General features: G+C 35.5%; 25 protein-coding genes and 4 tRNA genes. 2 read left to right on the top strand and 27 right to left on the bottom strand.

All coding sequences use genetic code 11. The annotated features are described in order from the left end of the window. Positions 1-490 precede the first annotated feature (490 nt). The 26 genes from EG359_RS20280 to EG359_RS20155 all read right to left on the bottom strand — a co-directional run bounded on the left by EG359_RS20280 (position 491) and on the right by EG359_RS20155 (position 21,603). Positions 491-1,138, bottom strand: a complete 648-nt coding sequence (locus EG359_RS20280; RefSeq protein WP_076357737.1) for a hypothetical protein — start codon at positions 1,136-1,138, stop codon at positions 491-493. After that, the gene (locus tag EG359_RS20275; RefSeq protein ID WP_076357735.1) at positions 1,126-1,863 is read right to left on the bottom strand and encodes a caspase family protein; all 738 of its coding nucleotides are present in this window, start codon (positions 1,861-1,863) and stop codon (positions 1,126-1,128) included. Before EG359_RS20275 ends, EG359_RS20280 begins: the two co-directional genes overlap by 13 nt. Positions 1,864-2,126: 263 nt before the next feature. Then, complete coding sequence (locus EG359_RS20270) at positions 2,127-3,365, bottom strand: site-specific integrase (RefSeq protein ID WP_076357733.1); 1,239 nt, start codon at positions 3,363-3,365, stop codon at positions 2,127-2,129. Between the two features lie 246 nt (positions 3,366-3,611). Next, positions 3,612-3,685 (bottom strand) — tRNA-Asp (locus EG359_RS20265). A gap of 32 nt (positions 3,686-3,717) precedes the next feature. Next, positions 3,718-3,791, bottom strand: a tRNA-Asp gene (locus tag EG359_RS20260). 32 nt (positions 3,792-3,823) lie between these two features. Then, positions 3,824-3,897 (bottom strand) — tRNA-Asp (locus EG359_RS20255). A 32-nt stretch (positions 3,898-3,929) separates the two neighbouring features. Further along, a tRNA-Asp gene (locus EG359_RS20250) sits at positions 3,930-4,003 on the bottom strand. Between the two features lie 127 nt (positions 4,004-4,130). After that, positions 4,131-4,448, bottom strand: a complete 318-nt coding sequence (gene trxA, locus EG359_RS20245) for a thioredoxin (protein ID WP_027374941.1) — start codon at positions 4,446-4,448, stop codon at positions 4,131-4,133. Between the two features lie 84 nt (positions 4,449-4,532). After that, positions 4,533-5,708, bottom strand: coding sequence for a cysteine desulfurase family protein (locus tag EG359_RS20240; RefSeq protein ID WP_076357503.1), 1,176 nt, complete (start codon positions 5,706-5,708; stop codon positions 4,533-4,535). A 2-nt stretch (positions 5,709-5,710) separates the two neighbouring features. Next, complete coding sequence (locus tag EG359_RS20235; RefSeq protein ID WP_076357501.1) at positions 5,711-6,187, bottom strand: hypothetical protein; 477 nt, start codon at positions 6,185-6,187, stop codon at positions 5,711-5,713. A gap of 24 nt (positions 6,188-6,211) precedes the next feature. Further along, positions 6,212-6,799, bottom strand: coding sequence for an HAD-IB family hydrolase (locus EG359_RS20230; RefSeq protein WP_076357499.1), 588 nt, complete (start codon positions 6,797-6,799; stop codon positions 6,212-6,214). A 2-nt stretch (positions 6,800-6,801) separates the two neighbouring features. Next, positions 6,802-7,527 carry an SDR family NAD(P)-dependent oxidoreductase gene (locus EG359_RS20225; RefSeq protein ID WP_076357497.1) on the bottom strand — a complete coding sequence of 242 codons (726 nt, stop codon included), beginning with the start codon at positions 7,525-7,527 and terminating at the stop codon, positions 6,802-6,804. Next, positions 7,527-8,846 carry an FAD-binding oxidoreductase gene (locus EG359_RS20220; RefSeq protein WP_076357495.1) on the bottom strand — a complete coding sequence of 440 codons (1,320 nt, stop codon included), beginning with the start codon at positions 8,844-8,846 and terminating at the stop codon, positions 7,527-7,529. The genes EG359_RS20225 and EG359_RS20220 overlap by 1 nt, the downstream gene beginning before the upstream one ends. Beyond that, positions 8,843-9,730, bottom strand: coding sequence for a decaprenyl-phosphate phosphoribosyltransferase (locus tag EG359_RS20215; RefSeq protein WP_076357493.1), 888 nt, complete (start codon positions 9,728-9,730; stop codon positions 8,843-8,845). The genes EG359_RS20220 and EG359_RS20215 overlap by 4 nt, the downstream gene beginning before the upstream one ends. Before the next feature lie 107 nt (positions 9,731-9,837). Beyond that, positions 9,838-10,527, bottom strand: a complete 690-nt coding sequence (locus EG359_RS20210; RefSeq protein WP_076357490.1) for an OmpA family protein — start codon at positions 10,525-10,527, stop codon at positions 9,838-9,840. Positions 10,528-10,551: 24 nt separating this feature from the next. Next, the gene (locus tag EG359_RS20205) at positions 10,552-11,043 is read right to left on the bottom strand and encodes a lipocalin family protein (RefSeq protein ID WP_076357488.1); all 492 of its coding nucleotides are present in this window, start codon (positions 11,041-11,043) and stop codon (positions 10,552-10,554) included. Between the two features lie 227 nt (positions 11,044-11,270). Next, positions 11,271-12,953 carry a S8 family serine peptidase gene (locus EG359_RS20200; RefSeq protein WP_076357486.1) on the bottom strand — a complete coding sequence of 561 codons (1,683 nt, stop codon included), beginning with the start codon at positions 12,951-12,953 and terminating at the stop codon, positions 11,271-11,273. Positions 12,954-13,043: 90 nt separating this feature from the next. Then, the gene (locus EG359_RS20195; protein ID WP_174567041.1) at positions 13,044-13,667 is read right to left on the bottom strand and encodes a WbqC family protein; all 624 of its coding nucleotides are present in this window, start codon (positions 13,665-13,667) and stop codon (positions 13,044-13,046) included. A gap of 59 nt (positions 13,668-13,726) precedes the next feature. Further along, on the bottom strand, positions 13,727-15,373 hold the full coding sequence (lepB, locus tag EG359_RS20190) for a signal peptidase I (protein ID WP_076357484.1): 1,647 nt from the start codon (positions 15,371-15,373) through the stop codon (positions 13,727-13,729). Positions 15,374-15,510: 137 nt separating this feature from the next. Continuing rightward, on the bottom strand, positions 15,511-16,212 hold the full coding sequence (dapB, locus tag EG359_RS20185; RefSeq protein ID WP_076357482.1) for a 4-hydroxy-tetrahydrodipicolinate reductase: 702 nt from the start codon (positions 16,210-16,212) through the stop codon (positions 15,511-15,513). Positions 16,213-16,266: 54 nt separating this feature from the next. After that, positions 16,267-16,908 carry a DUF5683 domain-containing protein gene (locus tag EG359_RS20180; protein ID WP_076357480.1) on the bottom strand — a complete coding sequence of 214 codons (642 nt, stop codon included), beginning with the start codon at positions 16,906-16,908 and terminating at the stop codon, positions 16,267-16,269. After that, the gene (locus tag EG359_RS20175) at positions 16,909-17,799 is read right to left on the bottom strand and encodes a ParB/RepB/Spo0J family partition protein (RefSeq protein WP_076357478.1); all 891 of its coding nucleotides are present in this window, start codon (positions 17,797-17,799) and stop codon (positions 16,909-16,911) included. A 69-nt stretch (positions 17,800-17,868) separates the two neighbouring features. Continuing rightward, the gene (locus tag EG359_RS20170) at positions 17,869-18,642 is read right to left on the bottom strand and encodes a ParA family protein (protein WP_002981269.1); all 774 of its coding nucleotides are present in this window, start codon (positions 18,640-18,642) and stop codon (positions 17,869-17,871) included. A 164-nt stretch (positions 18,643-18,806) separates the two neighbouring features. After that, the gene (locus EG359_RS20165; protein ID WP_076357476.1) at positions 18,807-19,652 is read right to left on the bottom strand and encodes an energy transducer TonB; all 846 of its coding nucleotides are present in this window, start codon (positions 19,650-19,652) and stop codon (positions 18,807-18,809) included. Positions 19,653-19,898: 246 nt separating this feature from the next. After that, positions 19,899-20,189, bottom strand: a complete 291-nt coding sequence (locus EG359_RS20160) for a hypothetical protein (RefSeq protein WP_076357474.1) — start codon at positions 20,187-20,189, stop codon at positions 19,899-19,901. A gap of 127 nt (positions 20,190-20,316) precedes the next feature. Beyond that, positions 20,317-21,603: an adenylosuccinate synthase gene (locus tag EG359_RS20155; protein ID WP_076357472.1), complete on the bottom strand. Its 1,287-nt coding sequence runs from the start codon at positions 21,601-21,603 to the stop codon at positions 20,317-20,319. A gap of 291 nt (positions 21,604-21,894) precedes the next feature. On the opposite strand from EG359_RS20155, the gene EG359_RS20150 reads away from it, so the two are divergent. Next, entirely contained in the window at positions 21,895-22,827 is a 933-nt protein-coding gene (locus EG359_RS20150) for an alpha/beta fold hydrolase (protein WP_076357470.1), read from the top strand. An 88-nt stretch (positions 22,828-22,915) separates the two neighbouring features. Then, positions 22,916-23,434, top strand: a complete 519-nt coding sequence (locus EG359_RS20145) for a HEAT repeat domain-containing protein (RefSeq protein WP_076357468.1) — start codon at positions 22,916-22,918, stop codon at positions 23,432-23,434. A gap of 61 nt (positions 23,435-23,495) precedes the next feature. On the opposite strand, the gene EG359_RS20140 is transcribed toward EG359_RS20145, so the two are convergent. Beyond that, positions 23,496-25,085 (bottom strand): ABC-F family ATP-binding cassette domain-containing protein, encoded by a 1,590-nt coding sequence (locus EG359_RS20140; protein WP_076357466.1) that lies wholly within the window; start codon positions 25,083-25,085, stop codon positions 23,496-23,498. Positions 25,086-25,184: the final 99 nt, after the last annotated feature.

Below are 25,184 nucleotides of genomic sequence, written 5' to 3'. Positions count from 1 at the left end.
TGGTATGATAACGAAGATATTTTCTATTTGGTCAGCCAATTCAGCATTATGTTTTCCCTTTAAAACAAAATCTTCAGGCTCACAAAATTTCGGTTTTTGAGGAATTTTTTCAGGTGATAAAAAATACTACTTATTTTAAAATCAATTTTATTGTCTATAGAGAAATAAAATTATTTTTTTTAGTGTAAAATAAATCTGGTACATTAAAATATATAGTTTTTAAAATCAATTTTATTGTTCATAGAGAAGTAAACTTGATTGTAAGGCAACCTAAGTAAAATAAAGTCAAACTATGATAACTTCGATTGCTTCAAATATTTAAAATTATATTGTAAAAAAGCTACAACTACAAGAAACTTAATATGAATTTATTTATAGCTAAATCTTATTTAATTTTGTTCTGACGAATCATATCATCGACAAAAAGGTTTTTATAAAACAAACTTGCCAATTAGAACCTGCTGAAGATGTAATCTTCGGAGATATTTTGCTAATTCTTCATTCCCAAAAAAATTCCATTTTTCGCAGCTGAAATAATAACTGCTTTTCGTTCTGTAATTTCTTTAAACAACTCTCTTCTATAAGGGCTAAACTCCCTATTCATAGGATAATAATCAACAGAGATGAGTTCGCCTCTATCAAAAATGATTGAAGTATGGAATCCATAAAGAACATTTATAGCATAGCACCGCTCTTCATTCTCACCTATCAATATCAACTTTGCATTTCGATCCTTTCCATTATTTAATGCTATTGATTGTTGCTGAGTTGATGGAAAATCTCGATAAAAAGTATAGTCTAAGTCCGAATTATTAAAAACTACAGCATTCTTAAGCCCCGATATAGTGACCATTGAAGAACTAGATTTATCATAGAGCATATCTTGAGAAAAATATAAATGATTAATCCATCTTTCGGTTTTTTCAAGAGATTTGTCAAAATTTATATCTATAGAATCTATTTCTTCCGATTTATTTAAATTGAGGAATGCATTTAATTTTTCTGACACAGTTTTCTCTTCTTTAAGATGTGTATCTTCTACACTCCTAACCGGAGTTTCTATATCTCCTTCCGAAACTAGACAAGATTCATCAAAACGCGCTAAGAAGCGCGGATCCCTTGAATTTACTTCTCCCATCGGAAACTGTGCAGTTCTACCTTTTTTTCCATTTCCAATGGCACAGTCTTTTTAAGATAACTATTTAGCTCATCTGTCATAACCGCCGGAAATCCAGGCTTTACTTTTCTAACCTCTAATATGACCTCCTTTATTTGACCATGAAGACATTCAAGCAGACAATCACTATATGTGCTTCTATAAATTCCTTTTTCATCTCTAACATCTACAGAAATTTTTCCTGGCCAAGTTGAAAAGAGAACATCAACTTCTGTTGTGGGATTTAATCGCTCAAGTTTGGGTAAAATGGCCGAGCCTGTAGCAGCCCTAAGATAGTCTGTATTAGAAGGAGAACGGCAAGCGTCCGAAATAAAAATTACGTGGGGTACACCAGAAGAGTAAGCTAGAGCCTTGTTCAAAGAAATACTTATACAATCACTCGGATCGTCCTTATATCCAGGCAATAACCATATATCATTAGTAGCGGTGCTTTCAACACCATGCCCTGCAAAATAAATAAGAAGTTGATCTGTCTCCTCGATGATTCCACGAATGCTCCTAAGTATATCTGTGCGAGAACAATTACCTGCAACAATTCGATCGTCAGGTTCGTCAACAAAAAGAAATGTTTTAAATCCTTGGCTAATAGCCCAGTCATTCATCGCTATCGCATAGGAAGAAGGTGTTGAGAGATAATCCAAATGTGGCACTTCATTAACACCAATTAAAATGGCATGCTTATTCATAATTATTATGGCGTATTAGTTTTTGTATCACCAAGTTAATAATTTTTCCTCAAGGACTGAAGAATTTTTATCTATATCCAAAATATGTGGTAACCTACTTTTATAAAATTGTAAATTCTCTCACTTTAAAACATAATCCATCTCAACTATCTAATTCAATACGTACAAAATATATAGTTACGTAACCTAAAAAAGCATCAGCTAATGATAACTGATGCTTTTTTTATTACTATAGAAATTGCTATATGAAATATGATTTATTACTACGCCAGTTTTCTTTGCAGTTCCTTTTCTTCCAGAACGCTTTTCAATGCAACCATATCTTCACTCACTTTTTTATCAAGAATTTTTGCATAGTGCTGGGTCGTCTTGATATTTTTATGCCCTAACATTTTACTTACACTCTCTATAGGAACCCCATTGGATAAGGTTACCGTTGTAGCAAAAGTATGACGTGCAATATGATAAGTAAGTTCTTTATTGATACCACACAAATCTGCAATCTCTTTAAGATAAGCATTCATTTTCTGATTACTTAGTACAGGTAGCAACTTTCCAGTGTTAATACAGATAGGATGGTTTATATACCGCCTAATAATATCCTCTGCTTGAGGAAGTACTGGGATATTAGAAGTTGTTTTAGTTTTCTGTCGAACTGTATAAATCCATTTATTACCATCTAAACCAATATTGATGTGATTTTTTGTTAGCTTTTGTGTATCTATGTATGCTAAACCTGTGTAACAACTAAAAAGAAAGATATATCTAACTTGAGATAAACGTTCATTTTTAAAATCTTTATTGAACAACTTCTCTAATTCTTGTTCATTTAAAAAAACTCTTTTTACTTCATCAAAATTTGAGTGATAATTAAGGAATGGATCTTTTTCCATCCAACCATTAGCAAGGCAACTACGAATAATCTTACCAAAGTTCTTTATATATTTTACCGCCGAATTGTTATTACAAGATTTTTCAGTTCTTAAAAAGAATTCAAAATCGTTCAGAAAAGTATAATTAATTTTTGTTACATCTATATCAGATACTTCCAATTTCCAATTTAGAAATTCCTTGATATGGCTGAGACAAGTTCTATATCTTCCCAATGTACCAAGAGCAAACTCTTTTCCTACAAGTTTCTCCATTCGGTCATTATGGTCATTAAAAATAGGAATTAGGGTTCTTTTGAATTCGTCTTTTCCCAATAACCGATTTTTAAGAGTTTCACATGTTACCCCCTCATCATCTTTCATCAAACTGTGATAGGTATTGTAAATTTTCTGTTCGAATGTCTTCAGAAAAAAATTAAGTGTTTTGCTTTCTTCAGAGGAACCAGCGACTTTCTGAGAATCAGAATTCCACTTTGAAGATTTTATTGTACGCTTTGTGCTAATCTCAGTTCTCTTACCATCAATGGTAATACGTAAATAAATTGTAACTTCACCTGCCTTATTAGTCTTAGTTTTTTTTACATAAAAAAGTAAATTAAATGTCTTGTTCATTTTATATGGTTTTAAGATTGAAAACTAACCTTAGTAAAACCATAGCACAAGATGTTCACTCGTTGAACTCCCTCCCGTAAAGGGTTTCACCTAATTTTGGTGACCTTTTTTGCCCTATTTATTTAGGACACCGAATAGGTCACTTTTAGATTGTGCTTTTTTATCTCTTTTTGAACAGATATAAAACGAAAAACGCTTTAAAACATAAGTTTTAAAGCGTTTTGTACTATTATGATTTAATAGTTGCGATCCGGACGGGACTCGAACCCGCGACCTCCGCCGTGACAGGGCGGCATTCTAACCAGCTGAACTACCGGATCAATTTTTTTAAAGTAAATTGATAAAACTTTTGCGATCCGGACGGGACTCGAACCCGCGACCTCCGCCGTGACAGGGCGGCATTCTAACCAGCTGAACTACCGGATCAATTTTTTTAAAGTAAATTGACAAAACTTTTGCGATCCGGACGGGACTCGAACCCGCGACCTCCGCCGTGACAGGGCGGCATTCTAACCAGCTGAACTACCGGATCAATTTTTTTAAAGTAAATTGATAAAACTTTTGCGATCCGGACGGGACTCGAACCCGCGACCTCCGCCGTGACAGGGCGGCATTCTAACCAGCTGAACTACCGGATCTGATTTGTTAAAGAACTTCGTTTCTTTTTCGTGGTTGCAAAATTACACCTTTTTTTATTACCTGCAAATTATTTTCAAAAAAAAAGCCTCCCAATAACGGAAGGCGTTCATTATCACAATTGTTTTTTTATAAGTGAGCGCTTAATTTTTCAGCGATTACCTCTTTTGGAGCTACACCTACTAACTTATCTACAACCTCTCCATTCTTAAAAATAAGAACAGTAGGAATATTTCTGATACCATATTGCATTGAAATTTCCTGGTTGTTGTCTACATCCACTTTTCCTACTACTGCTTTTCCTTCAAAATCTGAAGCAACTTCTTCAATGATTGGTCCCAAAGTTCTACAAGGTCCACACCATACTGCCCAGAAGTCTACTAATACTGGTTTGTCTGATTTTAAAACGGTATCCTGGAATGAGCTGTCTGTAATTTCTAAAGCCATTTTGTTTCTTTTATTTTAATTAATATTATTTTCTTGTTTTTCCCTTTATTGAGTCTTCAAAATTACGATTTTTACATCATAAGACTATCTATGCTCAACATTAGTTTTTTCTATAGTGTAATCACTTGAAATTTCCTTTAGAGCATTCGCCAATGCATCTATATCAGACTTGGTGGTCAAATGGCTAAAAGAAATACGCAATGGTGTGCAGTGGTCCATCTCATCTTCAGAAAGAACCATCATCATAACCATTGACGGTTTAGATGCACCAGAGGAGCATGCACTTCCCTGAGAAATTGCAATCCCTTTCATATCCAACTGAAGACCAATCAAAGGATTTTTATATGGAAGCAATACACTTAAAACACTGTCGACACTATTCTCCATTTCCCCACTTCTTCCATTGAATTTAATATTGGAAACCTCTGCAGATAGTTTTTCGATAGCGTATGCTTTAATTTCTCTGATATGGGCAGCATAAGCCTCCATATTGTTGATGCAAAGCTCTAAAGCCTTACCCAAACCTACGATACCCGCAACATTTTCAGTTCCGGCTCTAAGGCTTCTTTCCTGAGGTCCACCAGTAATAATTCCTTTTAAACCAGTAGCCTTTCTAATAAAAGCAAAGCCTACTCCTTTTGGACCGTGAAATTTATGAGCGCTGCAAGAAGCAAAATCTACAAGGGTATCTGAAAAATCAAATTCCATGTGGGCCATTGTCTTCACTGTATCAGAATGATAAAGAGCATTATTCGCTTTGCATAATGCTGCAATTTTTTTAATATCAACGATATTTCCGATTTCATTATTGGCATGCATTAAGCTTACCAACGTTTTTTTATCTGAAGCTTTTAACAGCTCTTCTAATTTATTCAGGTCAATATCTCCTTTCTCATTAGGACGGATGTAGTTTACTTCTACTCCCTTTCTGCTTTTCATATCCAAAATACTTTCAGAAACACATTTGTGTTCTAAAGGAGAGCTTATGATCCTTTCTACCCCTAGATGTTCTACTGAGGATTTGATGATCATATTGTTGGATTCAGTTCCGCAAGATGTGAAAATGATCTCAGCAGGAGTTACATGAAGATAGTCTGCAACCTGTCTTCTTACATTTTCAATAAGGATTTTTGCTTCCTGGCCAAAACTGTGGGTTGAAGATGGGTTTCCGAAGTTCATCTTCATTGTACCAACCATTGCATCTATAACTTCTTCTGCAAGCGGAGTGGTTGCGGCATTATCTAAATATATTTTATCCATTATTATTTTGAATATTTTAATTCTACGGAGGTAAACTGGTAATCTGCAGGAACAGCAAAAAGAAACCACGGGTTAGAAAGCACCTGAATTTCCATTCCGCCGGATGGTTCTCCTTCCGGAACTTCTACATACAGGACATTATTCTTTACAGAGATGCTTTTAATTTCATTAATGGTATGGCTTCCTGATCTGAAACTTCCCAAATTATATAAAACAACTTTTTTATTTTTAGGAAATTGCGGGTATTTGATGTAAGAGTCATCTCCCCCTGCATCTATAACGCCAAAACTTCCTTTGATTATATTGCGAAAATCTTTTTCTTCTTTAATGATTCTAAAACCGGCCTGCTGTGTACCTCCCTGTGATTGGGAAACAATAAATTCTACATTTTTCTGCATATCGGGCGATTTTTGTTGAGATGATGTTGCACTGGTACAGCTCATAAGCAGTGCCGCCAATGCAATTAACAGGCTTTTCATTTTTTACACTTTTATCACCCAAAATTAGTGAAAAAATTGGTAATGTCCCTCATTTGCCCATTTCAACATTGGCTTATCTCCGGAAGTATCCCCAAATGCGATAATTTTATCATATCTAGAATCATTGATTTCTTCCTTTATTCTGACTAGTTTTTCCTTTCCGTTACAATTTTTACCGATAAAGTTTCCTGTGAAAACACCGTTTTTAAACTCTGCACGCGTAGAAACAAGCTCCATTTTCAGTTTCTCTGCAAAAGGTTTTACCCAAATATCCAATGAGGCAGTTACTAATAAACTCTGTGTATTATTCCTATCGATATTTTGTATAAAGTCTAAAGCATTTTCTCTTACAATCTTAGGGTAGTGTTGCTCAAAAAATTGCTTAGACTTTAGCTCAATTTTTTCCTGGGTCTGTCCCTTTAGGATAGATCCGATAAAACTTTTCTTTACTTTTTCTGTGTCTGCCAATTTAAGCTTTAACAGGATAAAAAGAGGAACGTGTCTTAAAAATTGTATTCTATATTTTGTAGAATCATAAAATTTAAGATACATAAACATGGTATCCTTATATGTCAGGGTTCCGTCAAAATCAAAACAATACAATTTTTTCATTTTTAAAGCTTTAACTTTTTAAATATAAATTCAGGAATATTCCTGATAATCATCATAATAATACTCCAAATCGGCAAGACATATGCTACATCTTTTTGCTTTTTAAAAGCCTTATAAATGCTGGCTGCGGCTTGCTTGGGAGTGGCTGTTAACTTAGGATTCAAAGGTAATCCTTCTGTCATTTTGGTAGCCATAAATCCTGGTTTTATCGTCAGAACATGTACTTTTTTACTAAAAAGATAGTTCCTCAAACCACTCAGATATGCCGTAAAAGCAGCCTTTGCACTTCCATAAATAAAGTTACTCTGTCTACCTCTATCCCCAGCCACTGATGAAAGACCAATGATTGTTCCCGACCTTCTGCTTTCAAATTTATGGGCAAAATAATTCATTAACGGAATCAGCTTAGAGTAATTGATATTAATAATACGTTCTGTATTCTTATTATCATACAAACCCTCTTCTGTTCCGTCTCCTAAATATCCTACGGCACAAAATAATACATTTGAATTGATATTATCAAATCTATTATAATCAATTTCCTTCATCAGATCCAGTTCTATGACTTCCGACTGATGCAGAAACTTTACATCAATATGTCTTGCAAATCTTTCTGTAGTTTCTTTATTTGAGGTAAATAGATAGATTTTTTCAAACTTTTCTCCTTCCAGAAGTGCTTTTTCCACAAATGCTTGTGCCACTTCAGATGTACTTCCCAGAACTATCATTATGAGTTATTATTTATGATTCTTTTGTGCTGTAAAGACACAAATTTAGGACTTTGAATATTTTTCAGGTAATTGGTCAATGATGATCTGCTCATACTGTCCTTGGTAAGATAAATTCTTCCACCAAACTCCTGTACGATGCTGTCTAATTGATCCACTAGCTTTTTTAGTTTTGAATTCACTTTAAAATCCAGTGCCAACGTATATCCCTCAACCGGAAATGAGTTGTAAGCTTCCGGATTATGTTTTCCAAAAAGCTTTAACACCGCCAGAAATGAACCATTCCCACTATTGGCTATTGTTTCAAGAATTTTTTTCATTCCCTCTTTTCCTGCTTCTTTAGGAATAACCATCTGATATTGTATAAATCCAGATTTTCCATAGATTTTATTCCATTCATTAATGGCATCCAAAGGATAGAAGAACGTTTCATAATCGATAAAGTTCTTTACCTCCTTTTTAGATTGTTTTTTATAGTACAGCCAATTGAAGATTTTTACCGTCAATGCATTCAATACAAATCCTGGAAAATAGAACGGAATTGTAGGTTGTAATTTTTTCTTTAATCTTAAAGGAGTTTTTGCCATAGTTTGAGGCAGCTCATGCTGAAAGGCATGCTCACCTCTCATCAGAATACTTCTTCCGATATTTTTTCCTTTTTGAAGACAATCAATCCATGCTACGGTATACGTCCAGCTTTCACTTTCATCAAACAGCTTAAAGATCTCATCCAGATTTTCTGCTTTAATACTTTCCTGACGGATGTATGCAGATTCTATGTTCTTAAGCTTAAATTTTGCAGTAAGAATAATTCCTGTAAGTCCCATACCACCAATGGTAGCCCAAAACTTCTCAGAATTCTCTTCTCTTGAACAGGTAATGATTTCCCCTTTTTCAGTCATTAATTTAAATTCAATAACATATTCTGAAAAACAACCTTCTGCGTGATGGTTTTTCCCATGAACATCAGAAGCAATGGCACCTCCTACCGAAATAAATTTTGTTCCCGGGGTTACATAAAGAAAATACCCCTGTGGAACTGATATTTCAAGTACGTCCGAAAGCAATACTCCGGATTCGCACTCTATAACTCCATTTAAACGGTCAAAACTGATGAATTTATTTAGTTTTTTGGTAGAAAATATGGTCTCTCCCAACGAAGCATCTCCATAGCATCTTCCGTTTCCTCTTGCTATAACTTCATTATGATTGAGTACAAACTCTTTTATTTTTTTGAAGCTGTCTTCAGATCTCATTTCTTTTTCCACTACCGGGAAATTGCCCCAGTTTGTAACTTTCTGTGTGAAATTCGGCTTCATTTCTTAAAGTAAATTTGAATTAAAAATGCGGCAACCCAAAGTAATAGGGTAACCTGTATATAACGATCTCTGTACACAATTTTTGTGGGAGATTCTGTTCTGTTGTAAACAAGTGTCTGTTGCAGATACCTCAAAAGGGCAAAAACTACAAAAACTACTGTGTAGAAAACTCTTTCATGGAATCTTGCCTGAACTTCCGGCGACAGGGTAAACATCAGGTAACATACAATAGCAAGCGTTATGGAAATAGACAGCGCAATATCTGCAAACTGAACATTATATCCATCTAATGCTTTTCTTGTTTTTCCTGAAACCTGAGCGTTGATAAGCTCTCCTCTCCTTTTTCCAATGGCAAGCACCAATGCTAATACAAACGTAAGCAAGATCGCCCATTGTGAAATACTAATCCCGGTAATGTAACCACCCGCAAGAACTCGCAATACAAATCCTATGGCAATGATAAAGATATCAATAATAGGAACATGCTTCAATCTAAATGTATAAGCAAGATTCATCACCACATAAAAAGCAATGATGGTACCGAATTTCCATAAGAACTGATGGAAATAAAGCTGAGCAATGAACACAAGAGCAATGTCTGCAATGACAAGCCCGATGAGAATTCCTATCGCCTTGGATTTAGAGATTGCACCACTTGCTAACGGACGTCTTCTCTTTTCAGGATGCTTTCTGTCTGCTTCAATGTCATTATAATCATTCAGAATATAAACGACACTTGCGGCTAACGAAAAGATGATAAAAGCAAAGATGCTTTTGGCAAGGAGTTCTACATTGGTAATGTTACCAGAAAAGAATAGAGGGACAAATACAAAAAGGTTTTTCACCCATTGCTCCACACGGAGCAGTTTAAAATATTTCTTCATTTATGTTATTTCAATTACAAAAATAATAAATTCAAAATTACCAGCCTAAAAATACGAAAAAAACCGCCGAAGCGGTCTTTTACGAAAATATTTATATGTTAAATTAATTACTGCCCTTGCTTGGCATCATTAATCATTTTTTCATTTGCAGTAATAGCGAATTCAACTCTTCTGTTTTTAGCTCTTCCTTCATCTGTATCATTGCTTGCAACTGGCATATTTTTACCTTCACCTTTTGTGAACATTCTGCTTCCGGCAATTCCTTTTCCTACTAAATAAGCTTTTACAGCATCTGCTCTTCTTTGAGAAAGGGCTACGTTGTAAGCATCTTTACCAACGCTGTCTGTGTGACCATAGATGTTGATATTGGTATCAGGGTTGTTAACCAATACCTGAGCTAATTTTTCTAGGTTAGCCTGAGCTACAGAAGTAAGGTTTGAAGAGTCAAAGGCAAAGTTTACAATACTTTCATTCATTGTAACTTTAATACCATCTCCTACTCTTTCTACCTGAGCACCTGGTAATGTTTCTTTAATATCTCTAGCCTGCTTATCCATTTTGTTACCGATAACGTTACCTGCAACACCACCGATAATACCTCCTAGTACAGCACCAATAGCACCATTCCCACCTCTACCTACATTGTTTCCAAGGATACCTCCTAATACAGCTCCTGATGCAGCACCTACAGCGGTACCTCTTTGTTGGTGATTTGAATTTTGAACGGCTTCACAACTTGTCAATAATAATGCTGATGACAAGAAAAGAGCTCCTACGTATGTTTTAGTAAATTTCATTTTTTTGATCTTTTATGTTATAAATTATTTCATTCCAGCTCTTTCGAAGTTGTAAACAACTTTTACACTTCCATTTTCAAATGGAACGTCTTGCTGAAGAGAAAATTGATCTGTACTTTGGTTGATTACCGTTAAAGTATAACCTGCAGTATTTTGTTTTGCTTTTGTACCCTCCATAATTTTTTTAAACATAAACGTATCACCGTTTTTTATTTCAAATTTGATAGGTTGTGTAATAGCCGGGCAGCTTCCACCCCCATTCAGGGTATAAGCACCTGTCCAGTTATTAGGAATCAGTCTCCAGTGGCTTCCTACGAAACACTGAGCATCTGCTCCTTCGTCAAAAGGCTTAATTTTATATCCTTTTTCGTAATCTACGCTCACAATCTGCCAATCTCCTTTTAATTTAAGAAATTCTGCCTTTTGATTTTGAGCTGTAGCTGCGTTATTCACAGAGGAACAAGACACTGCAAAAAGTGATGTTCCTAACATCCCTGCAAGTAGTAACTTTTTCATTTTGTTGTTTATTATTTTGTTACAATAAAGTTACAAAAAACCGTGCCAAAATTTCAATTTAAAAATAAAAAAGTCCGAAAAAATTCGGACTCCTTTATTAGGTGTTTAAAAATGAATATTTTAACATGTTCCCATCTGGTAATTTTTATACTCCTGCATTGGCTTCCCATCCGAAACCTACAGATTATCCGATTATGAAAATGGATACAATAAACATATTTTAATAATTATTTTCTAACAGCTTTTTTTGCTTTTTTTGCTTTTTTTACAACAGGAGCTTTAGTCCCGCTATAAAAATTGTTATATGCATATTCTGCTGCTTTTTTTACATCTATAACTCCTCCTGCTCCAGAAAAGTCACTGAAACCATTGGATGTACTTAGATTGCTTGATTTTTTCAATGCTTCAATAACCTGAACAGGTGTCAGATTTGGCATATAAGCCAATAACACTGCAGCAGCCCCTGCTACCACCGGAGATGCCATGGATGTTCCATCCAGATATTCGTATTTGCTTCCTTTAACGGTAGAATAAATTCTTTCTCCCGGAGCAAAAACATCCACCATTTTTTTATTATAGTTGGAGAAGCTTGCTCTTAAGGCATTGTTATCATTGGTACTTGCACCAACAACAATTACGTTATTAACAAATGGTTTTTCATCAGTAACGTTTTTAAAATTTGTAGGATATGCCAAATGTTCTGCTACATCTTCGTTCTCATTTCCGGCAGCTTTTACTAAAAGCACTCCTTTATCTTCTGCATATTTGAAAGCATCCCACACTACATTTTTACCTGGGGAAACGGGTTTGCCAAAACTCATATTCAGAACTTTAGCACCATTATCTACAGCATATTTTATGGCATTGGCAACGTCTTTATCTCTTTCATCACCATCTGGCACGGCTCTTACCGTCATGATTTTAGCTACCTTAGAGGCTATACCATGTTGTATTTCTTTTCCTTGTGGAAGTCCGGCAATGATTCCTGCTACGTGTGTTCCGTGCTCAGCATCAGGGCCTTCATAATGATTATTTCCGTAGTTCTTTTCGGAATAGTCATCATAATTATCTCCTACAATTTCTTTTCTTGGATCATATGAAAGGTCATATTGTTTTGCTGAAGGGGCATAATGATCGATTGCCTCTTTCATTTGCTCTTTCATCAGTTTTTCAAATTCCGCAGATGATTTCCCTTTAAACTCAGGTCCTTGAGATACCTGTCCCAGAATTTCCAAAGCGATTGCATCTTTCTGTTCTGTAGGTTTCTTAATTGCTGAAATATTTTCTGCTGTCACCGATTTTCCTGCCAACAACTTTACCATGTTCGGGATAAGATCATTGATCATTGAATAGGTTTGGAAGTTTTGCTTTGCTTCGATGCTTTTCTTTGTGAAAAGCCCTTTTGCTTTCATATACATAGCAAATTCTTCCGGCATTTGGGCTTGGTTTGCTTTGTTTTTAGTAGAATCATCTCCTTCGAAAATTGGTTGATATTTCGCAACAACTCTGGTTACTTCCATGTTATCAATTCCAATATCGCCATTCTTTCCACCTATAAAGTTCCATCCATGGATGTCATCGATATATCCGTTTCCATCATCATCCTTACCATTTCCTGGTACCTCGTTGGGATTCGTCCACATATTTTTCACCAATCCTGGGTGATCTACCTGTACTCCACTATCCAAAACCCCTACGATTACTGTTTTTGGCTTCAAACCTTTCGACTCCAGATATTTATATGCATTTTCTGTATTTACACCATATACTTTTGAAGTGGCAAAATCTTTGTGATACCACATCATCAGATTTTTATCTTCTTTCGAGTCAATACTTTTAGTTTTAGACTCTTGTGCAAAAGAGTAGCTAAAACCTGTCAAAAAAACTGCAGCTAATAATACCTTTTTCATATGTTGATATTTATTTATTATAAAGTCACATGCAATCGTCAAGGTCATCTGTTTTTATTTGCCAGAAAATCCGGTTACAACGATTTCATATTAATATGACTGTTTTATTTTCTTTATATAGGTAAGTGATTCGGGGCCTTTGTTACAAACAAGATCCAGAATCGATAAATCTTCCAAAAATCCTAACTTATCTGAGAAAGTCTGATAATAGTCTTCCATTTCAAATTCTGAGGAAGTCTTTGCAGAGAATTTCTCTCTAAAATTGATACTTTCAGGATTTTTGATATATTCTTCATTCAAAGAGTGTGCCTTTTCTGTTTTAAGTATCTGTTGGATTACCTCCAGCCCCTTAAGGTTAAAGTCTAAAAGAAACTTTTCTTTAAGGTCAAATATCTTTCTGAATTTATCTTCGTAGTATTCAAAATAGGGAGAACTCTGATAGGCTGTTTTGATTGACTTCCAGTGAAGTCCTCTCCAATCTTCTCTGTAAGAGATCTCTATATCTTTCATCTCTCTCTTCCCGTTATGATTGATAGGAATAATCAGAGATAGTTTTCCGTTCGCTCCATAGATATTCGCTCTGTTTCTATAGGTCTGTTTCGGAAAATTTTCAAACTGTTCAAATACAATTTCATTCTCAGGATTCAAAAACACTGAGAACCATGAGATTGGGGGCATATAAAATGCCGGCAATAATACATTCGTCATATTCATAATACAAAAATGAAGCATTTTTTCAAATACTTCATTCTATTTTAAGTTTAATTTTTCTATTAATTATTTTCAGTTTTTTCCTTTCTGAATAATTTCATGAAATAGTCCCAACCAAAGAACAAGATCAGGATCATCGCCGCAATCCACCAGTAAGAGGTTTTATTGGACTCACCTGTATTCGTTGCCTTAAACATTCTCTCCCAACGGATTTTCTTAGGGGCCTGATACGTTGAACTTGCATCCGGGAATACCCCCTGCACACTCATCCATGTAAACATTGGTTTTCCTACAATATTTTCTTCAGGAACAAAACCAAAGAATCTTGCATCTAGAGAAGCATCTCTGTTATCTCCAACCATCATGTAATAATCTTGTTGAATGGTATATTGATTGGCTTCTTTTCCGTTGATAAGGATTTTCCCGTTCTTTTTCTCCAAACTATTGTGCTCATATTCGGAAATAATCCACTGGTACATTGGAAGTGTTTCCTGATTGATCGCTACAACATCTCCTTTTTTAGGAATTCTTAGCGGGCCATACCAATCCTGGTTCCAAGGTTTGTTGATTGGGAATATTGACTGCGTTGTATCAATTTTTGTTTTAGCTTCATCTTTATAATATACAGCAGCTTCTCCTTTAATTGAAACATCCTCCTTCATATCAATTACCTGAGGAAGCTCTTTAATTTCCTTTGCTGTTTTATCAGTTAACCCTTGAAAAGCATAAAGATATCCTCCATTAGGCTGTTGTACCTCCTGAACGGGTAAAAATCCATAGGCTTTATATAAAGTTGGGATATCCAGTTGGTTTTCTGTAGTTACAATATATCTGTGCTGTACTTCCTGATCTCCTAAAACGGTTTCCGGTTTGCCGTTAACGAAAAGTCTTCCGGCTCTCATTTCAAAAGTATCTCCTGCTGTAGCCACACATCTTTTTACATAAGGATCTTTTCTATCAATCGCTGTATGTACTGAATCCTGAGGATAGTTGAAAACAACTACATCATTTTTCTGTGGTTTATTGAATTGCAAAATTCTTGTGTAAGGAAGCTTCACTCCATCTACATAAGATTTGGGATCATCTTTTGGATTTCCTTTTTGTCCTGTATCCATGATTGTTCCCTGAAGGAAAGGTATTGCTAAAGGACGCATTGGAAGTCTGTATCCGTAGCTCCATTTGTTTACAAAAAGGAAGTCTCCTACCAATAATGTTCTTTCCATGGATCCTGTAGGAATTCCGAACGGCTGGGTTACAAAAACGTGGATAATTGTAGCAAAAACAACGGCAAAGGTTATAGAGCCTAAGAATGTATCTTTTTTCTTTGCTTCTTTTTCTTCATCTGTAAGGAATAGGTTATTTGCATTTTCGTCTTCCAACTCTACATCTTTAGAGTAGTTTACAGTAGCCATATAAATAAACGGCAGAATCACTGTAAGGATTTGATCTTTGAAAAGTGACTTTCCAAATTTTTTCATTAAATAAAGATGAAAAACAGACATCATGATTGGCCCTACAATCGGAAGATATGACAGGATTGCCCACCACTTTGGATGTTTTGTTTCTTTTAAAATGATAAAGTAGTTGTAGAAAGGTATAAATGCAAATAAAGGGCTATAGCCCATTTTCTTGAACAACTTCCAAGTTGAAATCCCCATTAATATGGATAAAATGAGGACATACACTGTATAAGTTAAAAAATAATTCATAAATTTTTTGTGCCTATTCTTATGATATAAAATGATAAATGATGAGTAATAAATGATAACAGCTGTATGCTATTTATAATTCACTATTCATCATTCATCTGTATAATTTGTCTGCAATTTACAGAATTTGTTACAAATTAAAGCCCCAAAACATCTTTCATTCCGAAGTTTCCTTTTTTATCTTTGATCCATTCTGCGGCAACTACAGCTCCTAATGCAAAACCGTTTCTGTTGAATGCAGTATGCTTGATCTCGATTTCGTCTACTTCACTTCTGTAGAAAACGCTGTGGGTACCCGGAACCTCATCCTCACGAATGGCAAAAATTCCAAGTTGATCTCCCTGGGTTTCTTCCAGTTTCCATGCTTCAAACTTTGGATTGTTATTGATAATTCCTTCAGCTATTGAAATAGCGGTTCCGCTGGGTGCATCTTTTTTGTGAATGTGATGAATTTCTTCTAATTGACAAGAGTATTCATCTACATTTTTCATTAGATCAGCAAGTCTTTCGTTTAAAGCAAAGAACAGATTCACTCCTAAACTGAAGTTTGAACCATATAGGAATGCTGTATCATTTTCTACAGCCAATTTTTCTATTTCGTCTCTTTTCTCAAGCCACCCTGTGGTTCCACAGATAACAGGAATTTTATTTTCAAGGCAAGCCTTAATATTTTCAAATGCAACTTCCGGCAAGGAAAACTCGATAACAACATCGGGATTATTAAGATTTTCAGCAGTTGGGGTTTCCTTTAGGCGGGCAACAACTTCATGACCTCTTTTCTGTGCAATCTCATCAATGATCTTACCCATTTTCCCGTAACCAACTAATGCTATTTTCATATAATCTTTTATTTTTATTGTTACATACAGCCTCTAGGCTTTATATATTGTATGTTAAAATCTATAACTTAAAACAAATCCTGTTTTTGGCGCATCATAACCATATTGATCCTGAATAACCGATGGCTTAAAGGTAAGATCCGGATCATGACGGCTCTCATAAAGATGGGCATCCACTACTGCATCTACAATATTTAAAATGTAGATTAATCCCGTAATGGCAATGGCATAGTCTCTTTGTCTTTTAGCCCTGTCCTGTGCATTTCCTAAAGCTTTCTTGTCCAGCCAAGGATGACTGTCTACGAATTCATTAGGCGTACCGTTAAGTTTAGCGACGTAGTATTCGCGGTATTTCTTGTACTGATTGTCATTCCAGACTGCAATACCAACACCTGCTCCTACAGCTCCCCAAACAATTGGAATCTTCCAGTATTTTTTATTGTAAAACTGTCCCAATCCCGGTAAAACAGCTGAATACAGACCTGCTTTGGTAGGATTTAACTTTATGGTTTTTCTTGTGGGCCCGTTGGCATTTTCTAAGTCTGCAATGATCTTAGATTCTGTTTTCCCAGGTTTTACTGCAGGAACATTCTCTTTCGGAGGTGTTAGTACCTGAACAGTATCAATAGGGGCTACAACTTGTGAATAAGCCAATACAGCCATACACAAGAAAAATGTGAAAAATATTTTCTTCATTTATTTAATATGGGATAAAATATATTCCAGCTCTTCTTCGTTTTTGAAGTCCAGAACAATTTTACCTTTTTTACCATTTCCAGAAGCCTTGATTTCCACTTTTACATCCAGGATGTCAGCGATGGTCTTTTGTGCTCTTTTATAGTTATTGGAAAGCTCGGCATTTACTTTTTTTGCGGCAGGAGATTTTGGGTTTTTCAATGCAGCAGCTGCCTGCTCAGCCTGACGAACATTTAATTTTTCCTTGATAATAAGGTCAAATAAAACCTGTTGATCTTCCTCACTTTCAAGACTGATGATTGCTCTTCCGTGTCCTGCAGAAATTTCACCGCTTCTGATGGCATTCTGAATATCCGGATTTAATCTTAAAAGCCTGATGGAATTGGTAATTGTACTTCTGTCTTTTCCGATTCTCTGGCTCAGATTTTCCTGGGTAAGACCAATCTCCTCCAAAAGTCTATGATAAGTAAGGGCAATTTCAATGGCGTCAAGATCTTCTCTCTGAATATTTTCAACAAGAGCCATCTCTAGAAGTTCCTGATCGTTTACTAAACGGATATAGGCAGGAATAGTTGTTAAACCGGCAATTTTAGTTGCTCTGTAACGTCTTTCCCCTGATATAATCTCAAACTTCTCACCATCTTTCCTTAGGGTAATCGGCTGGATTACTCCCAGATTCTTAATAGACTGTGCAAGTTCGTTTAATGCTTTTTCATCAAAATAAGTTCTCGGCTGCGTCGGATTCGGATAAATATCTTCAAGCGCAACTTCTACTATATTTCCCACAAACTTATCTGCTCCTTCATCAGTAGCTGAATTGATAGTTGCTTTAGATTCTGCACTTAATATGGCGCCCAAACCACGTCCCATAGCTCTTTTTTTGTCCTTCATAGATATAATTGATAAATGATGTTTAATAAGTGATGACTAGCATTCACTCATTTCCCATTTATTATTAATTTAATTCTTTATTAAGTTTTCGTTCTTTAGAAGAACTTCTTCTGCTAGCTGAATATACTGAACCGCTCCTTTACTTTCGGCATCATAGTTCAGGATACTTTCTCCGAAGCTTGGTGCTTCGCTCAATCTTACATTTCTGCTGATTATTGTTTCAAAAACCATTTCCGGGAAGTGTAGGTTTACTTCTTCCACTACCTGATTTGACAATCTTAGTCTGCTGTCATACATGGTAAGAAGAAGTCCTTCTATTCCCAGGTCTTTATTGTGGATCTTTTGAACATTCTTAACGGTATTCAAAAGTTTCCCAAGTCCTTCTAATGCAAAGTATTCGCACTGGATAGGGATAATTACAGAGTCAGCTGCAGTAAGAGCGTTCACTGTAATAAGACCTAAACTCGGTGCACAGTCGATAATGATATAGTCATAATCATCTCTCACACTCGCTAAAGCCTTTTTCAGCATATATTCACGGTCTTCTTTGTCTACCAGTTCGATTTCTGCTGCTACCAAGTCAATATGTGACGGGATAATATCCAGATTCGGGGTAGCAGTTCTCTTGATACAAACTCTTGTATCAGCACTATGCTCCAGTAGATTATATGTAGAATACTGAACATCTTCAACGCCTAATCCTGATGTAGCATTAGCCTGAGGATCAGCGTCAATAATTAATATTCTTTTTTCCAATACTCCTAATGCTGCTGCTAAATTTACAGCGGTGGTAGTTTTCCCAACACCTCCTTTTTGATTAGCAATACCTATGATTTTTGCCATTATTAGAACTTTAAGTTTCAAAAATACACTTTTTTCTTTGCTCTCGATGAGTGGCGAAAATCAAAATTGAGTTAAAGTATTGTTAATAAACATTTTAACTGTTAAAAAAATTATCCACAAAAAAAAATCTTTGTGGATAACTTTAAAAAAATTGTTTTTTGATATTAATTATCAAACTTCATGGAAATTGGAATTTTGAAGTAACTTCTTACAAATTCTCCTTTTTTATTTTTGGCAGGAGTCCATTTTCCTTTGTTGGAAATTAATTTCACTGTTCTGATTGCCTCATTATTAAAATCGGCGTTGGTTCCATTAGCTTTTACCCCTGATATTGTTCCGTCCATTTCTACAATAAAGGTTACCGTAGTTTTCATGACATCTCCTGATTCAAAACCAGAACTGTCGAAGTTGCTCATTACTTTATTTCTGAAAGCATCTATTCCTCCATTAAAATTGGCTTCTACACCTAGTTCTCCAGCATCTACAATTTTATTTTTATCCACCGGATCAGAAACTACTGGTGTAGGTGTATTAATTACAGGGCCTGTTCCAACTGATACAGTTGGGACATTTGGTGTATTAGGAGCCACTGGATCTCCTTTAAAATGATTCACTAAGCCTGCAACTGCATCATCAGGAACAGGGTCTTTTTTCACATTATCCCGAGCTGTACTTGATGGTGTAGGAACTGTACTGTCAAACGTTTTCTTATTTGAAGATACTGTAGGTTTCACAGGAGTAATTGTCACTGGTGGAGCAACCGGATCATCAGGAATGATCACTGGTGGAGGAAGCTTCCAGGTATCTTCTACAATTTCCGGAGTTTTAAATGCTGAAATTACAAACGGCGTAATTGATACGGCAGCCATTAAACTCGCTCCTATAAAAAGCGCTTTGGTTAAAATTCTATCTGATTCGTTTCTTAATGCATAGGCACCATATTCTTTGTTCCGGTGCTCAAAAAGAACTTCGTTGAATCGAAATTCTTGATTTTGGTTCAGGTGTTTCATCACTATTACTATTTAAACTGTTAAAAAAAGTGATTATTAGTTTTATTAGTTCTTATCGATAAGCAATGAGTCAATATCAAAATATCTGCCATAATTTTATCAAAACAACATAATTTTACAAAAATTTATGACAAAGTTGAAAATTTAACATTTAAAACTTGAACACTTTCTTGAAATTCGAATTATTTTTTAGAGGAATGAGAATACTACAGTAAGCTTATAGCTGCTGAGTTTGAGAATATTGAATTATGTAAAAACCACCAACAAGAGAGCCAGAGGAATTAATAATCCTAATGAATTAATAATGATCAGAATAATTGAACTCTTCTTTACCTCTTTATAACTTTTTGCTGCGGAAAAAATAGCCGCTAAAGTAAATACCAAACCGCAGACAATAAATAGTTTGAATCTAAAATTACTGATTTGATCAAGGGGCATTTCATTATATATAAATAGCAAAACTCCGTAAGCCACTGTAAAAAGCAAGCTGAATAGTATATTGTTCAGCATATTATGAGATTTATTATTATCCTCCATTTGATAGAATTAATTGATTAAATATAGGCATTATCAACAACTATGAGAGATAATCGGGGGTGATTTATAAAAAAAGAGACCGCCCAAACTGACAGTCTCTTTTTTATTTTATGTTCAAAGAATATTATTAGAATAATTCTTTTCTGATAATGTTCTGGCTTCTTTCCGGTCCTACAGAAACCAAATATACGTTGATTCCTAAATACTTCTCGATAAATTCGATGTATTTCTGAGCATTGTCTGGAAGTTCATCGTAGCTTCTTGCTTTTGTGATATCTTCCTCCCAACCTGGTAAATCCTGGTAAATTGGCTCGTAATTGTATAATTTCTCTGTAGATGAAGTGAAATAGTCGATAACTTTTCCGTCTTCAGTTTTATAATGAGTAACAATTTTAAGGTTTTCAATTCCTGTAAGAACATCTAGTTTTGTTATTACAAGGTTGTTGATCCCGTTAATCATACAAGCGTGCTTTAGAGAAACAAGGTCTAACCAACCTGTTCTTCTTGGTCTACCTGTTGTAGCTCCAAATTCACCACCAATTTGTCTGATTTTTTCACCTAATTCGTTATCCAGTTCAGATGGGAAAGGTCCGTTTCCTACTCTTGTACAGTATGCTTTTGCAACACCGATCAAGTTTTGAAGTGAAGTTGGCGGAACTCCCGCTCCTGTACAAACTCCTCCTGTAGATGGAGAAGATGAAGTAACGTATGGATAAGTACCGAAGTCGATATCAAGCATCAAAGCCTGTGCTCCTTCGAATAAAACGTTTTTACCATCTCTGATCGCTTCGTTCAGCTCTAATTCAGTATCAACGATTCTGTCTTGAAGTTGTTTTCCGATTTCTAAATATTCGTTGTAGATTTCTTCAACGTCTAATGTTGGCTTTCCGTAATATTTTTCAAATAGAGAGTTTTTAACCTTAAGGTTTTTCTCAATTTTATCTCTTAAAATTTCAGGATTCAAAAGGTCAACCATTCTGATTCCAACTCTTGCGATTTTATCTTCATAGCAAGGTCCGATTCCTTTTTTGGTTGTTCCGATTTGAGTTCCTCCGTGTTCTTCTTCACGGTAAGTATCCAAAAGGATGTGGTAAGGCATGATAACATGCGCTCTTCTGCTGATAAAAATGTGATCTGTTCTCAAGCCTTTGCTCTCGATCTGACCAACTTCTTTAATGAAAGATTTAGGGTTTACCACTACTCCGTTCGCAATGATACATTTCCCTTTGCATTGAAGAACTCCTGAAGGAAGAAGGTGTAAAACGAATTTCTCTTCACCCACATAAACCGTGTGACCAGCGTTGTCTCCCCCTTGGAAACGCACTACATAGTCAGATTTTGCTGATAAAACATCCGTGATTTTTCCTTTGCCTTCATCTCCGTACTGAAGACCTACAACTACATAAGTTGACATAATGTACTTTTGTTTTTAGATTCATGCAAAATTACTTTTAAAAAAAATGACGGCCAAATTATAGGGGATATTTATTTTGGGTTGGGGTGAAAATCATGGGGTTGAGAAACCAAAATATAAGTTAATAAACTCCAAACACTCATCGTTAACAGACTGATTTTAGTGAAAATTTAAATTTATTTACTTATATGTCTTAATAGAATAGTAATGCCAAGAAAAAATTAACCTTGTTATATTCTTAATCTATAGAATTCTCTTTATATCTTTGATTATCCTGAAACAAAAAATATTATGTCTCTATCCCAAGAATCTGCGTATTTACCATCCAAAATAGACAATGAATCCCTGCTTTTCCACACCCTGTTTTCTCCGGAAACAGCAAAAGCCACGCTGCTCATCGTTCACGGCATGCAGGAACATAGTGGTAGGTATTCTGAGATTGCAGAATATTTTGCAGCTCATGGAATTGCTGTATTAACCTATGATCATCTGGGACATGGAAAATCTGTAAAAGATAAAAAAGACATTGGGTTTTTCCAGCTTGAAAAGCCGGATGAGAGATTGGTTGCAGATGCAGAAATGATGGCAGACCATCTTGCAAAGCAATATCCTGATGTACCTCATTTTATTCTTGGACATTCTATGGGATCCTTCATCACTCGTTGTCTTCTGCAAAAGGCAAGTACTAAATTTTCTGGCGCTATCATTACGGGAACCGGTGGACCTTTGCCAGGAATCGATATTTTAAGGGGGTATTTATCATTAGCTAATGCCATTGCTCCACGTCATCGTACTTTTTTGAATTCTGTTTTCACGAATGTTAATAACAAGCATTTTAAAAAGGATAAAGATTTTGGAGCCACCAGCTGGCTTAGTATTAATCCTAAAAACAGAACTGCCTTTGAACAGGATAAACTTTGCGGAATTCCTTTCACTCATAATGCATTTTATACTTTATTTACTGTTTACAAAAGGGCTACGGCAAGAGATTGGGCTTCTTCTATTTCCTCATCATTTCCGTTATTGTTTGTAAGCGGGCAGAATGACCCGATTGGAGATTTTAGTAAAGGTGTTATCTATACTGTTGATCATTTAAAAGCTGATGGATTTCAGGATGTAGATACCCAGATCTATCCGGATATGCGTCATGAGATTCTCAATGAAGAGATACGAGAGGAAGTACTTAATGAAATTTACGAATGGATTTTAAAGCATTGTAAATAATCTATCACAGGTTTAAAGGATTTTTGCAGATCTCTATTTTTAAAAGAAATTACTATTTTAGGACACTGAAAAAACAAAATCAATCACTGTGATCATAGAAGAACTTTTTAAAGACAAAACAACAAAAGCAAAGGAAAAAACCGAAATTCTCAGCAAATGGATCATTGACACATCTCTTCCTACCGATGAACTGATTGCCTTTGCAGAAACATCTAAGGATCCTGTAAAAGGAACCTGCATAGAAGCCATTGAATATGCTACCAAGCAGACCCCAAGCCTTGCAGATGAAACTGTATTTACATTTGTCACCAATACACTTACTGAAAAAGCACCAAGAATAAAATGGGAAAGCGCAAAGGTAATAGGTAATACCGCTCATTTATTCATTGAAAATTTGGATAAGGCAATTACAAATTTACTAGCCAATACAGATCATGAAGGAACCGTGGTACGCTGGAGCGCCGCATTTGCATTGGGCGAAATACTTAAATTAAAAACCAAATATAATACAACGCTTCTCCCTACTCTTGAAAGCATCAGTGAGAAAGAAGAAAAGAACAGCATTAAGAAGATTTATCTGGATGCCATTAAAAAGACAAAGAAATAACAGAAAGCGGACTAAAGTCCGCTTTTATTGAGTTTTATACAATCCGCAAAAAAATTGTTCGTTATTTCAACACTACTTCCCCACCAATTCCAATCTCATCAAGAAAAATCTCATCATGGGAAATCACCAATAGAGTTCCGTGATAATCTTTAATAGAGTTGGTCAGAATCTCCACATTCTGCAGATCCAGATTGTTCGTTGGCTCATCTAAAATAATTAAATCCGGAGCTTTATTGCTTATTGAAAGCCCACACAGAAGTAATCTTAAACGCTCTCCACCACTAAGGAATTCACATTTTTTATCCCAAGTTTCCTTACCAAACAAAAATCTCGATAACAAGGTCTTTACTTCCGATTCTTGTAACGCACTGTCATTAAAGGTCTGAATAAAATCATAAACCGTTAATTCAGGATTAATTAAGGAATATTCCTGATCAACATAAATGCTTTGGAATTCTGCCCTGCTTACTTTCCCCTCAAAAGGCTCAATGTTTCCTAATAAAAGCTTTATCAAGGTAGTCTTCCCGGATCCGTTTGATCCCTTAATGGAAATTCTGTCTCCACTTCGAACTTCAAGGTTAAGATTTTCAGCCCAAAGCTTATCCGTTCTATATTTAAAATTGATATTCTCCACAGCTAATAAAAGCTTACCAGAATGCAGGCTGGAATCATTAAAATTCACTTTCATTTGATCAAAGTTCCTTACAGTAGAACGCAGATCCCGCAGATCTCCTGAAATATCATTGATCTTCTCAGCATGTATATTTTTCAGCTTAGAGGTATTTTTTTCTGCATTGTTCCGGAGCGTGTTCATCATAATTCTGGCAACTCCCGATTTCTCCTGTTTCTGTTTTCCCCTTGCATCGAGCTTTTGTTTACGCTCCAAGGTTTCCCGCTCCTTTTCTTTTGCCTTTTTTAAAGCACGTTCCTTGGCATTGATATCATTATGTAAAGCCTCCTCTTCAACTTCTTTCTGCTCTGTATAGAAATCGAAGTTTCCGCCATAGGCAGTGATTCCCTGGTTGCTTAGTTCAAATATAGTATCAACCAGATTCAACAGTGATCTGTCGTGGCTTACAATAATAACCGTCGCACTTATTTTTTCTATAAGGTCATACAATAGTTTTCTTCCCTCCAGATCCAGGTGATTAGTAGGCTCATCCAAAATAATAATGTCAGGATGATTAATTTGAATTCCGGCCAGAAAAACCTTTGTCTTCTGCCCGCCGCTTAATCCCTCTAGTTTTTGATTCAAATCAAAATCCTGAAGTCCCCAATATTGCAGGGTATTCTGACAGCGTTCCTCAATGTCCCAGTCGTCATTTAAAATTTCAAAATATTTTTCATCGACCTCTCCGTTTGTTATTTTGTCAAGTGCATTGAGCTTTTGATCTATTTTCAAGCACTCTGAGATCGTTAAGTGATTAAAGTTTCCAAACATCTGGGGAACGTAGAATATTTCGCCCTGAATATTTATATTTCCGCTTAAGGGCTGTGTTTCATGAGCGATTATTTTCAGCAAGGTAGATTTCCCCATGCCGTTACTCCCTACTAAAGCCGATTTAGTATGAGATTGTATCGTAAAATTGATATGATTAAATAGAAGATTTCCTCCCGGAAACCCAAAGGATATATTTTGAAGTAAAATCATGATTTCTTTCTTAATAATGGTTAAACACCAGTAACTTATTGGTTACCGTTTTAATGAATCTGAAAGAAATTATATCCTACATGTCTGTATTTATGGGTT

The organism is Chryseobacterium joostei (assembly GCF_003815775.1).
In the GTDB taxonomy this organism is placed as follows: Bacteria; Bacteroidota; Bacteroidia; order Flavobacteriales; family Weeksellaceae; genus Chryseobacterium; species Chryseobacterium joostei.
Note: the sequence above shows the minus strand (reverse complement) of the source record. Positions and strands in the feature narration are given on the sequence as shown.